The sequence below is a fragment of the Psychrobacter sp. FME13 genome (assembly GCF_014861395.1).
GTDB lineage: Bacteria > Pseudomonadota > Gammaproteobacteria > Pseudomonadales > Moraxellaceae > Psychrobacter.
On sequence record NZ_RRYV01000021.1, the window covers coordinates 26,000 to 37,786 of the forward strand.

Consider the following 11,787-nt stretch of genomic DNA (forward strand, 5'->3'; position numbering starts at 1 on the left):
ATGGCAAGCAGCTCACTAGGTACGCTAACTCTTGACTTGGCGGTGCGCCTAAGTGAATTCACTGAAGGCTTATCGCAAGCAGAACGTGAAGCGCGCGATGCCACTAATAACATAAATGACTCAGTTACTAAAAACCTCGGTAAAGCAGCGTTAGCATTTGGAGCGATGGCGGCAACGGGTATTGCTGCGGCTGGCGCTTCGCTGGTAGCTTTTACAGTAGAATCTGCTAAGGCTGACGCGCAACTAAGCATAATGGCAAATACTGCCAATACAAGCTTAAAAGGCTTTCAGGTCTTAAGCTATGGCGCTGCCCAATTAGGAGTGGAACAAGATGCTCTTGCAGGAATACTTGGGGACGTGCAGGAAAAACTAGGCGAGTTTTCAGCTACTGGCGGTGGTGGAGCAGCTGACTTCTTTGAAGCATTGCAAAACAACACAAAGATGACCGACGAAGAGATTCGAAATCTTGGAAAAACCTTACAAGGCAAAGACGGCGCAGAAGCGATCCAATTAGTTAAAGACAAGATGGACGCTCTGGGGGCGACATCACAAGAGCAGCGGTTTGTCTTTGAAAGCTTAGCAGGTGATTTGGGGAATCTAATGCCGTTGTTTGCTGATGGCGGCGACATACTTAATAAATATGGTGAAGAGCTAGAGGCTGCAGGTGTTATCAAGACAGAGGCTGCTATTGAACAGTCAAGGCGTCTAACAGCACAAACGCAAGCGGTAACAACCCAGTTTGACGGCTTTAAAACACAATTGGCTGTGCAGATGATGCCAGTTCTGAATAACTTGATGGGTTACTTTGTGGACGGTAAAACCAAAGGCGGTCAGTTTGGTACAACCATGGAGTCTATCGGACTGATCGCTAAAACAACGGCTGCTGGAATCGTAGGCGTAGCTGGCGGTATTAAATTGATTGTACGATTGGTGCAAGCATTCGCTGAGCAAGTCGCCAACATTGGCATCACAACAAGCAATTTCTTTGATGCTGATGGATTGGTCAATAAAGCTAAAGCATTGCGTGATGGCGCTAGCCGATATATCGCTATAAACATGGATCTGGGCGCTGATATTATCACTGAGTTTAAAAGTGTGACGACTGCGATTGGCAGTATGTATGAAACAAGCGCTAAGCCCTTAAATGGTCTAGCGGGCGCCCTTTATGAGACTACTGAAGCTGGAAGAGTGTACTCAGAGGGTTTGGCAACCAATACGGTTGAAGCAGAGGCTAACGCCAAAGCGCAAGAAAAGCGCACCGCTGCATTGGCCAAGGCGCAAAAAGTTGCTGGCGAGGTAAAACTTACACCGAACAAGCTTGCTTTACAGAACGCTCAAAATTACGGCTTTGCAAATTATGAGGCTCAGTATGGATTGCCGCAAGGTCTGATGACCGGCATACATATGCAGGAAACTCAGGGTCATACCACTGGACCAAGAGCCACAGGTCCTATGACCAAGTATGGCAAAGCAAAAGGCGGCTTTCAGCTTATCGATGCTACTGCTGAGCGTTTTAAGGTGGATAACGCCTACAACATGGAGCAAGCAACAGAGGGTGCTGCCAAGTATCTAAGTTATCTATACAAGCACTTCAATGGGGATTTGGCTAAAACCATCGCGGCGTATAACACAGGCGAAGGCAATGTAGATAAAAACCCAATGACCTTAATTCTATCTGACCGTTGGGCTAGAGATAAGAAAACAGGTATCGGGCAAACAAAGCAGTACACGCAAAACGTACTTGCTTACATGAAGTCAGCAACAACCGACACAAGCAAGCTGGTCTACGACACAGTAACCAAGCAAGCGCAAGACGCGCAAAAACTGCAAGAAGACACCTTAAAGCGTCAGCAATCAGTACAAGTCAAGTATGCCACTGCACGCGAAAAACTAGACCGAGATTATGTCGCTGATATCACTGAGATTGAGTCGTTATATGCCGAGGGTTCTATTGAGCGCACAGATCTATTGAATCGCGCAAAAGCTGAATATGACGAAAAGCGCACGGCCACAGCCAAATCAATACTTGAAAGCTATATGAAGGACGAAGAACGTCTAACGTATGATCACAATAAGAAAATAGAGCGAATTAAAACCGAGTTCGTTGAGGGCGACCCAACAAGACAGATGCTTATTGACTTGCAAAAGGCAGCTTATCAAGAAGATTTAGATAACTTTAGATGGGCAGCTGGTGCAAAAGCTAGGGCGCAGGGTTTAGCGGCAAACAACCTTTCAAATGTAATAAACATGAGCGGTGGTCAAGCTGCAAGCGCTGCAGAAGATCTGCGTGCTGAACAAACAATGCGACCAGACCTGTATCAAAAATGGAAGCTCGAAAAAGATTATAAGACCAGTCAGGAGACTGTGGATCAGATGTATGGAAGTCGTAAAGGCGAGATAAACGCCTTGGACCTCAGTACTGGCGATCCTGTGTTTGATGCCACTCAACGTAATAAGTTGCTGCAGGAAGCGGAACAGGAGCATTTAAATAAAATGTTGCTGATGGAGGAAGAGCATTCAGTTAAGAAAAAAGAGTTGGATAAGCAGTTGGGAGATGCTCGAATCGCAATTCAAGAAATGGCGTTCAGTAGCATGACAGGCGCAGCTGCTATGTTCTTTGGGGAAAACTCAAAGATGCACAAAGCAGCATTTGCGATGGAAAAAGCATTTGCTGTGCAAAAAGCATTGATGAATATTGAGGAAACATATTCAAACACATTCAATGCGATATCGGCAATTCCATTAGTCGGGCCGTATCTTGCTATGCCTATGGCGATTGCAGCTAGTGCTATGCAGGTAGCGAGTGCAGCAGGTATTCAAGGTATGTCAGCACCAAGCGTGTCAGGTATCGCTCATGGTGGGCTTGATTACGTGCCTAAAGAATCCACTTACTTGCTGGATAAAGGCGAGCGCGTATTGTCACCCAATCAAAACTCAGACTTAACCAAGTTTATGAACAATAGCAGTTCCATCGGTAATGCCGGTAGCGCCGTGCAAGTTAATATCATTAACAATTCAAGCTCAAGAGTCGAATCTAGCGATGGTGGAAGAACAATCACCATCACAGACGTTCGTAACGAAGTTAAACGCGGCTTCGCTGAACTGAACAATCCTAATAGCCATTCTTCTAAAATGGTTGATCGTAACGTACGAGGTGGGCGCCGAAGATAAGCATGGCACCACCAAAATGAAAGCATGGTTATAAGACTGACCCTAAAACCGCATCTAAAATCGCGAATGTAGCGACCGACCACACTAATAGAGGTAGTTGTGAACACTAATGAAGAAATTGTAAACAGTGCAATAGAACCAATAACCTTCCATATAGCCAGCCATAGTGTGGCTGGCTGCCACTTAGTATTTGCGCTTGCTAAGCATTTAATTGAAAAAGGTATTATTAATCTAGATGACTATATGGAAAGTCACAACGCTACAGAGGCGGCTCTAAAACTCGAAGCTTTGAAAATAGAGTCTGATAATGTAAGTACGGATAATGAGGTTCATATAGGCCACATAGAAAAAGTGTTTGAAATACATAGAAATGAGCTTCTAAAGCTTTAAAACCACAACCGCGCATTTGGATGCCATCGGAGGCGTTAATCGCTTATGAATAATTTTGCGCTATGCCCACTGCAAAGGGGGTACACGCCAAACGTCGCTAACAATTTGTTAGAGCAAGAATTAATGGGCGGTTTCGCTCGTCAGCGCATGCAGTTTGTCAACAACGTACACACTGTCACGCCATCGGTCATGCTTGATGAAAAAATCAAGCAGCAGTACTTTTGGGCGTTTTGGAACAGCCATCAAAAAAACCCGCGCCCTTTTTTATGGCGTTTGATGGTTGATGATGTGGAGATGACTACTTACGTCTGTCAGTTTGTGGCTGGCTCGCTACAGATTGGTGAGCGTGATGGCAAGGTTTATAGCGTGTCCTTTACATTGCGCTTAAAGCCAAACCATACTGGTACAGATTTTGACGAAACCATCATTGGTATGTGGGAGTCTGGCGACCCGCGTAAATTATTAAGCTTGCTGGCAAAGCTGGTCAACGAAGACTTGCCGGATGCGTTAGGTTCAATTTAACCCCAAAATAACGACAGTATTATCGATAGTTATTTTAGAAAAACTAAGACTGTCACGAGATAGTAGTGCTGATCCTTACTAATACATACTTCATTTCAAGCCCACCTATTATAGGTGGGCGTTTTTTTGTGCCTAAAATTTGATAGATATGCCCAAACTTGGGCATATCTAATAGCGCATATTTAGGGTGTGAAAAACTTAACACCCAAGGGTCGGATTTCAAATCCGACCCTTGGGTTATTAAAAATGAATGTGCTGAGCAGTTATAAGACCCTGCCCAACTTTGGGCAGGGGTAATGCGTTACGCGTTAACACTAACACTGATACGACCTTCAACACCTTTATAATCAAGATTCCGCATTTGAAGTGCGGAATACATGGGCCCATCCTCAGTTTGAGGTTGGATAAACGACATCCTCAAACTGAGGAAGTTGGTGCATAGGGTCTCCTAAGAAATAGTACACTCCTAGGGCGTACCATCTGGTACACCCAAACTTATAGCACAAAAAACCCTCATTGGGGACGTAAAAAAGGCGCTGACGAGATACATCCAAATTTGGATGCATCTATTTAGATGTCCTCAAACTTGAGGGTATCTTTATATAGACGTTTCCTTCATCGGCGGTAGCGTTATTCAACTTCCGCCAACGACGGAAGTTAAGGGTATGCTAAAAAATAGCATACCCTTGCACCTATGCTTTGTTCACTCCCCACTGGGGATTGGACGATCTAGGAGTGTCATGATTATAACGATACGCTATACATGTGTTTTTCACATCCACTATGGGGGGATTTGCTAATCAACAAGAGTCTCCTAAAAAATAGGGGACCCCTGCTAGTAAGGTCATCCAGTCACTACTGGCGAATGAATAATCTAGGGGGTGTCGTCATAATTACGACACCCCTTTTTTTAACTTCCACATTGTGTGGAAGTGAAGAGGCTTGCTCAAAGTTGAGCAGGGGTGGCTAGTTGATTCACTGCCCAAAGTTGGACAGTGTAGGATTTATAGGGGTTAGTCATAATGACGAGCCCTATTCTTGCCAGCAACTTAGCTAGAAAATCTGCTGAACATAAGTCAAATTGTTGTTGATTGCGGTTATTTGCAGTGCTATGGTTCAAACTTAAACTATTCTATTATTTAGGTGGTAGCCTATGAAGCTTTGGTCAGCAATTCTTATTTCTATGTTTATGATGGCGCCAATGATGGAAGCGAATGCTCGCAACTATCCTTGCTCTAAAAGCATGGGCGGTGTATCGCACTGCAAAGATGGTAAATTCGTTTGTAAGAATGGCAAGATTAGTCAGTCTAAAAAGACTTGTACTGGTTAGGTTTTGGTTGGTTGAAAGGCATTAAAAAACCCACCGTGGGGTAGGTTTTTTGGCTTACATATCTATTATATAGTGAATTCAGTATAAAAACGACACAGTAGGACTGGGATAAATTTTTCGCAGCCTCTGTCTGCTTAGGCACAGCACGCAAGGAGAATTTAGACCAGTTCCACGTTGATATATAATGTATCTGTTTTATTTAGGATTGACTATATGTAAATGTTATAAGCGAGAATGAATAATAACAAACTCTTCGTTCATCGAAGACACGGATTGATTATCAACCGATGATATGATTTTAGGTATGCGCTTAATAGGAATATCCCTACTCAAAGTATTAATAAGCTTAAAACTATGATGCTCTAGATATTTGGAAGTAATTTCTGTTAGATTGATATTTACTCGATCAACTGTACGATTACCGAGCGTCATAACAATATATTTATCAGTTACTCTACATATATCATCTAGAGAAATAAAGTAGTCTGCAAAAAAATTGATAACCTTTCTTTGTTTCTCAGATGAGATTTGGGCTAAGTAAGGATCTAGTAAACCCCTACCATATTCTGTAATGTCGTAACGCTTTCTTCCCCCTAAACTCATCCTATCAATTTTTGAGTAATTTTCTAACTCCCATCCTTCGAGCTCAAGGTCTTTCTGATCTATCCAAAACAAAGCTAACGAAGAGAACTCTCCATAAGGAACAGTTGTTTTATTATCTCCGTAAGGCGGTGAAGTAATAGTTAAGTCAATGCTTCTATCAGCTATTTTCTTTGACATTTCTAGCACATCACCCTTTAGTAGAGTGACATTCTTTATTTTTAAATTAAACTTTGAATAGCCTTTATCTACTTGCGACTTAAAATCGCGAATAACATTATCATTGAGGCTATCAATGTCAAATATTTTCCTAATATGTAATTTGTAGGTTGAAGACCTAGTATTGCTATAACGTCTGACAATATTTGAGAATACTATCCAAAAAAATGAACGATTACGTTTACTAGGTATTTTGCCAATCGCCCATTTTATTTTTTTTAGAGAGTAGATTATATCGGGTTTAAACCATTTGTTAATATTAGGGAATTCAAAGTCATAGCTGGGGGCTTCGTCAATAAACCTATAAAGAAGCTGAATGTCGTCTTCTATCTTTTTTGTTACGCCCTTCAATTTAATATAGGTCATTAAGTTAGCTAAAGGGTTAATATCACAACCAATAATATTACAGTCCTCATTCAGCTTAGCTGCTTCAAACAATGCAGTCCCTGAACCATGATATGGGTCATAAACAGAACCTATATTATCTTCACTAAAAATTTTTTCCATTATTATGTGTTGGACAGGAGCAATCATGGTGGCAGGATATAAGCTGACTCCATGAATATCATTTTTTCTGTACCTACTGAATGAAATATCTGTCATTGATCTATAAGCCCTTCCACCTTAAGGTGTGCATCAACAATTTGAGCATAATAGCCTGCATATTTTGCAATATCTCTGATATCTTCTTTTGACATATGAACTGACCCTGTATGCGATCCCAAATTCGATAGTGTCACTCTTTGCTCAAAAAGTCCAGGGACAAATATATTTTTTGCTATCCTGTGTCTCGGCCCTATTAGACTTGAGACTTTAGAGTAATGCCGGTTATTACTTATTATATGCTCGATTATCTCTTTAACTTGCACCTCTAAACTGTTGTTGGAAAAGGTTTTTTCGGTAAATTGTTGGTAGATATAGGTAGTTAAGTCAAACACTATCCGAATTGAAGCAGCAATACACATATCATATTCTTCATAGTTTTCTGCAAGAGAATTAATTTGAGAGATTAACTTACTTACTCCCTTTAGCGTAATCCTGTAGCCAGGATCGCCAATAGAGGTAATTAATGGTTCTGAACTTTCGCTAACAGTACCAAAGCTTTTGTTCTTTTTTATAAAATCTATACTTAGAGACTTACTAACTTTAAGTGGGTTGTTATCATAGTTAAGTTCAAATTCATCAGTAAAGCTAAACTTTACTTTTAGATTTCGAGTAGAATCAACAGACTCAATATATTTGTTACTGACTACTTTGCCATTAATTGAAATAGAGATCTTATCTATAGGTACATCATTGCCTTTACTGTCTTTTGCTTCTTCCAAATAATCGTAAAGGCACACTGCATTTGACTCTTCATCAAAACGTATTACGTCTTTATTTACGCTTAAGTTTATATAAGGCTTCATGCTTACAACAGGTTCGGCATTGATAATAGGCTTTACATCTGGATTAGTTGAATCATTTGCAGGTGCAGGTGCAGGTGCAGGTGCAGGTGCAGGTGCAGGTGCAGGTGCAGGTGCAGGTGCAGGTGCAGGTGCAGGTGCAGGGGTAAGGGGTTCTAATGGCGCAATCTGGCCTGGAGGCAGGTTACTTGGTCCAAATTCTTTAATTATACTCTTACCATGCGATTGAATTTCTTTATTTAAGTCATTAATATTTTCTCTAATGGCTTCATTATAAGAGTTTTTAATGAGGTCTGTTCTTTCGTTGTTAAATTGAAGCTGATTATTAGTACATATAACCTGTATAAAACCAGTAAGTTGTGGTAAAGTTTGACTGCTACTGATTTTTCTAGTTATAGATGGATCAAAAAATTGGTCGTTATTAAACATAACGCCATTGATATAAACTAAAGGGGAAAGTTCATTCCTGTTGTTATGAAAAATATTACTTATCTTTTTTACTCCTCCTGATTTAAGACTATATGCATTAATATGTAAATTAATAGTAAAGCCTTCGAGAGCGTTCTTTAATTTATAGCTAACTTTTTTAGTACGGCCATCGATGTATCTATAAGTAATCTCATTACTTTCCGAGTTATAAAAAATATCAAAAACTTTACTTTCTAAATACTCATTATTTAAAACTTCTTTAGGTTGAGTTTTTTGAGGAAACCCTCTTTCGATGTTACCATCTTCATCTACTAGGTTTATTGTAATTTCAATATCCTTTCCAAAAAAATACCTTGTGATTTTCCGTGAGTTTTTAGTATCTTTAAAAAATTCATAAATATAGTTTATCTCTTTATCATCCGGGTCAATACTTATGGTAATAGTAGTTCCAGCCTTATCGCGACTCCCTTCATTGATAGGGAGTGAAATTCTAGAGATGTCGGCTTGCTCTATTACTTCAGTTTTGTTGACTATGAGTTTAGAGGAGACGTTTTTAAAATTAGTATCCCAAACAACTAAGTTGCCAAATTTAAATGCACAGAATAAGCCTAAGCCTTTTGAACCCTGAGTATATCGGGTAATAGTTTCTTTGTTTTTATTAAAACTAAATTGTTGACCGTACTCTTTATTACTTTTAGCGATATGAAGTAAAGAAGAAAAATCATTGCTAGATATCCCAGTTCCATTGTCATCTATAACCAGTAACCTTTCTTTCTTATCGAATTTGATATTGATCTTGGTGGCCCTAGCATCGTAACTATTTTTCATCAACTCACCTAAAGCGAATAGGTGACTAGAAACTTGTTTGGAGAGTTCATTGATTATCTTTCCATCTACCATAAATCCTACGGATCGTTCAGGCTGGTTATTTAGTTTACTCAAGGGTTTCTCCTAAAAAAATATAGTATTAGAAATAATTTACAATAGCTATTTTATAACTTAAATGGTTCTCATTTAATTACTGCATAAGCCCAAGCCAACCTCTACAGCCTCACTCAAGTCAGCACCTTCCTTAATACTATAAGGCACATTCGGCTTCATACCATCGCGCTTCAAAGCCTTAGCAGCGGCCTTATTGAGCGGTGTACCGATAGATGAGTCTTTACTATAGCCTGCAGGTTCAAAATACACCTCAATGCCAAAATCAGGGTAATAGACACACAATATCTCGCCTGACGTAGTGAAAGGGTAAGGCGTCTTATGATCAACGCCCCAAAACACCTCATGCACCACAGCATTACCAGAAACGAACTTACTAGCGTAACTTCTATCTTGGGAAGGAGTGCAGGCAACTAAGGACAATACAGCAGCGCCAATTAGCCACCTGGACAAATTGTTTCGCATGGTACACCGTCCTTGTCTCGGTCTAATCGAGTGTTACCACACTTAAGCGCTTGCTTGGCTTGCTCGCAGCTCACCATTTCACCACAGGTGCGCGGAAGTCCTTTGCACTGTGAACCACCAGCACCTTTAGCGAATAGCGGGTGATCAAATTCGACAGACTCTTTTAAGGCGGTATTGCTTTGAAAAGGATTATCAATCGTTTTAACTTCAGCATTGGCTGATAAGGCAAAGAAAAATAGTGAAATAGCCATAAATTTATAGTTATCCATATAAATTGCCTTAAGAACTTAGAATGTTTTACTCAACTTTAACCGATTAGTGGGGTTTGAGCAATATCAATACACACCTATAAGCTACGACAAGCTATTAGATGGGGCTTAATGTGCTTGGTTAAGTAACCATGAGTTTCTAAGCAAGTAGAGATATCATAATCAATTACAAAATATTATTGAGCTGATGCGATAGGGTTGGAGGTGTTTTTTAACGAAAAACGATTGTTGGTATTATGGTTGGTATTGTCTTATTTTTAATTTTATATACTTATATAAATCAATAGTTTGTGCTTATAGTTTAGTTTCCGCCATCTCCACCAAATATTAAAAAACCGATCACTCAATGTGGTCGGTTTTTTTTGTCTAATTTTAAGAAAGTCTATTTACCTTGATAAACGGGCTTACGCTTTTCTATAAAAGCGGTGACACCTTCGGTAAAGTCATCGGTCTTTGCCATCATGGTCTGCTGTTCCACTTCCATATCTAGCGCTTCATTTAGGCCAGTGAAAGCATGTACATTCAGCATGTGTTTCATAGATGCTAACGCTTTACTTGGTAGCTGGCTCAATCGCATGGCTCATGCTTGTTGTACACACGTGCAACCAGTCGAAGTTATTATTCAAACGGTGGACGCTAAAAAACCTAATAGTCTATGACAAAACGGCAATGTGACAAGGCCACTTCTCATTTACAAACTTTTGTCTTAAGATAATAAAAAAATTCATAGAAAATTATATACTGAGAAGTAATATGACGTTTCGCAAGTCTTCTTTGATGAGTAAATTGATAAGTAAATTATCTCTTTCTTTATTCGCAGCACTACTATCTGTATCAGTAATGGCGTCAGATTTTGATGATACTCAACGACTAGCCAACCAAGGAGATGCTAGCGCACAACTCGAACTTGCCATCATGTACTTCTACGGTGGCGTAGGTGTAAGTCAAGACTACCAGAAAGCGGCTGAGTGGTACCAACTGGCTGCCAACCAAGGAGATGCTTACGCACAGTATGAACTTGGGTATATGTACTTCAATGGCGAAGGCGTACGTCAGGATTATCAGAAGGCGGTTGAGTGGTACCAACTGGCTGCCAACCAAGGACATGCTCAGGCACAGTTTAACCTTGGGTATATGTACGCTCACGGCGAAGGCGTAAGTCAGGATTATCAGAAGGCGGCTGAATTATATCAATTAGCGGCGAATCAAGGATATGCTGACGCACAGTATAACCTTGGATGGATGTATCATAACGGTAAAGGTGTTAGTCAAGATTATGATCAGGCAATGGCTTGGTATTTAAAAGCTGCGAACCAAGGAGATGCTGGAGCTCAAAATAATATCGGTGATATATACGAAAAAGGTGCTGGCGTTAGTAAGGATGACGTAAAAGCAGCTCAATGGTACTTAAAGGCTGCTAATCAAGGAGATGCTTTAGCTCAAAATAGTCTAGGCTTAATGTACTTTGAGGGCAGAGGTGTGAAGCAAGATAAAATCAAATCACAAGAGTGGTATAGCAAATCTTGTGACAATGGATATCAGCCTAGTTGTGATGCTTATAAGATACCAAATAAAGACGGTAATTAAAGACAGTTGAACCAATACGATAGTCACAATCACCCAAAAACGCATTGCATACAGCGGTCAATCGAAGTCGTGAACGATTGAACCGCCTAGCTGTCTAGGTAGAATTTGCAGACAGTTACAAATAATATATTTAATAAAAACAGTTACTTATATGAATATTTTTGTTTCCACAATCTCCACCAAATATTAAAAACCCGATCACTCAATGTGGTCGGGTTTTTGGGTTTAACTTTAAGAAAGTCTATTTACCTTGATAAACGGGCTTACGCTTTTCTATAAAGGCCGTGACACCTTCGGTAAAATCATCGGTCTTTGCCATCATGGTCTGCTGTTCCACTTCCATATCTAGCGCTTCATTTAAGCCAGTGAAAGCATGTACATTAGACCTCTTGCAAAAGTCATAGGTTAAGCTCGGAATTAATGATACCAGCAAACAGCTTCATTCTAAGATCATAGCGCT

11 protein-coding genes are annotated in these 11,787 nt (G+C 40.2%); 5 read left to right on the plus strand and 6 right to left on the minus strand.

Annotated features, from left to right (window positions below; all coding sequences use genetic code 11):
• The 4 genes from EI164_RS04680 to EI164_RS04695 all read left to right on the plus strand — a co-directional run bounded on the left by EI164_RS04680 (position 1) and on the right by EI164_RS04695 (position 5,413).
• Complete coding sequence (locus EI164_RS04680) at positions 1–3,171, plus strand: transglycosylase SLT domain-containing protein (protein ID WP_192518830.1); 3,171 nt, start codon at positions 1–3, stop codon at positions 3,169–3,171.
• A gap of 99 nt (positions 3,172–3,270) precedes the next feature.
• Positions 3,271–3,561 (plus strand): hypothetical protein, encoded by a 291-nt coding sequence (locus EI164_RS04685; RefSeq protein WP_192518831.1) that lies wholly within the window; start codon positions 3,271–3,273, stop codon positions 3,559–3,561.
• A 45-nt stretch (positions 3,562–3,606) separates the two neighbouring features.
• Complete coding sequence (locus EI164_RS04690) at positions 3,607–4,083, plus strand: hypothetical protein (protein ID WP_192518832.1); 477 nt, start codon at positions 3,607–3,609, stop codon at positions 4,081–4,083.
• A gap of 1,153 nt (positions 4,084–5,236) precedes the next feature.
• Positions 5,237–5,413, plus strand: a complete 177-nt coding sequence (locus EI164_RS04695; protein WP_192518833.1) for a hypothetical protein — start codon at positions 5,237–5,239, stop codon at positions 5,411–5,413.
• Positions 5,414–5,635: 222 nt separating this feature from the next.
• Here the strand turns inward: EI164_RS04695 and EI164_RS04700 are convergent, their stop codons facing one another.
• From EI164_RS04700 to EI164_RS04720, 5 genes are all read right to left on the minus strand, one after another.
• Positions 5,636–6,835 carry a modification methylase gene (locus tag EI164_RS04700; protein ID WP_192518834.1) on the minus strand — a complete coding sequence of 400 codons (1,200 nt, stop codon included), beginning with the start codon at positions 6,833–6,835 and terminating at the stop codon, positions 5,636–5,638.
• Entirely contained in the window at positions 6,832–9,009 is a 2,178-nt protein-coding gene (locus EI164_RS04705) for an ATP-binding protein (protein ID WP_192518835.1), read from the minus strand. Before EI164_RS04705 ends, EI164_RS04700 begins: the two co-directional genes overlap by 4 nt.
• Positions 9,010–9,081: 72 nt before the next feature.
• A complete protein-coding gene (locus tag EI164_RS04710; RefSeq protein WP_192518836.1) occupies positions 9,082–9,471 on the minus strand; it encodes a hypothetical protein in 390 nt (129 codons plus the stop codon).
• Positions 9,444–9,740, minus strand: coding sequence for an excalibur calcium-binding domain-containing protein (locus tag EI164_RS04715; RefSeq protein ID WP_225739108.1), 297 nt, complete (start codon positions 9,738–9,740; stop codon positions 9,444–9,446). Before EI164_RS04715 ends, EI164_RS04710 begins: the two co-directional genes overlap by 28 nt.
• Before the next feature lie 382 nt (positions 9,741–10,122).
• The gene (locus EI164_RS04720; RefSeq protein WP_225739109.1) at positions 10,123–10,317 is read right to left on the minus strand and encodes an enoyl-CoA hydratase-related protein; all 195 of its coding nucleotides are present in this window, start codon (positions 10,315–10,317) and stop codon (positions 10,123–10,125) included.
• Positions 10,318–10,493: 176 nt separating this feature from the next.
• Here EI164_RS04720 and EI164_RS04725 point away from each other — a divergent pair, with 176 nt between their 5' ends.
• Positions 10,494–11,327, plus strand: coding sequence for a tetratricopeptide repeat protein (locus EI164_RS04725; RefSeq protein WP_225739110.1), 834 nt, complete (start codon positions 10,494–10,496; stop codon positions 11,325–11,327).
• A gap of 241 nt (positions 11,328–11,568) precedes the next feature.
• Here the strand turns inward: EI164_RS04725 and EI164_RS04730 are convergent, their stop codons facing one another.
• Positions 11,569–11,760, minus strand: a complete 192-nt coding sequence (locus EI164_RS04730) for a hypothetical protein (RefSeq protein WP_225739111.1) — start codon at positions 11,758–11,760, stop codon at positions 11,569–11,571.
• Positions 11,761–11,787 lie beyond the last annotated feature (27 nt).

Excerpts from the sequence above, each read along its gene's own strand:
- EI164_RS04680 (WP_192518830.1), top strand. The coding sequence starts at position 1 with ATGGCAAGCAGCTCACTAGGTACGCTAACTCTTGACTTGGCGGTGCGC.
- EI164_RS04690 (WP_192518832.1), top strand. The coding sequence starts at position 3,607 with ATGAATAATTTTGCGCTATGCCCACTGCAAAGGGGGTACACGCCAAAC.
- EI164_RS04695 (WP_192518833.1), top strand. The coding sequence starts at position 5,237 with ATGAAGCTTTGGTCAGCAATTCTTATTTCTATGTTTATGATGGCGCCA.
- EI164_RS04700 (WP_192518834.1), bottom strand. The coding sequence starts at position 6,835 with ATGACAGATATTTCATTCAGTAGGTACAGAAAAAATGATATTCATGGA.
- EI164_RS04710 (WP_192518836.1), bottom strand. The coding sequence starts at position 9,471 with ATGCGAAACAATTTGTCCAGGTGGCTAATTGGCGCTGCTGTATTGTCC.
- EI164_RS04715 (WP_225739108.1), bottom strand. The coding sequence starts at position 9,740 with ATGGATAACTATAAATTTATGGCTATTTCACTATTTTTCTTTGCCTTA.
- EI164_RS04720 (WP_225739109.1), bottom strand. The coding sequence starts at position 10,317 with ATGCGATTGAGCCAGCTACCAAGTAAAGCGTTAGCATCTATGAAACAC.
- EI164_RS04725 (WP_225739110.1), top strand. The coding sequence starts at position 10,494 with ATGACGTTTCGCAAGTCTTCTTTGATGAGTAAATTGATAAGTAAATTA.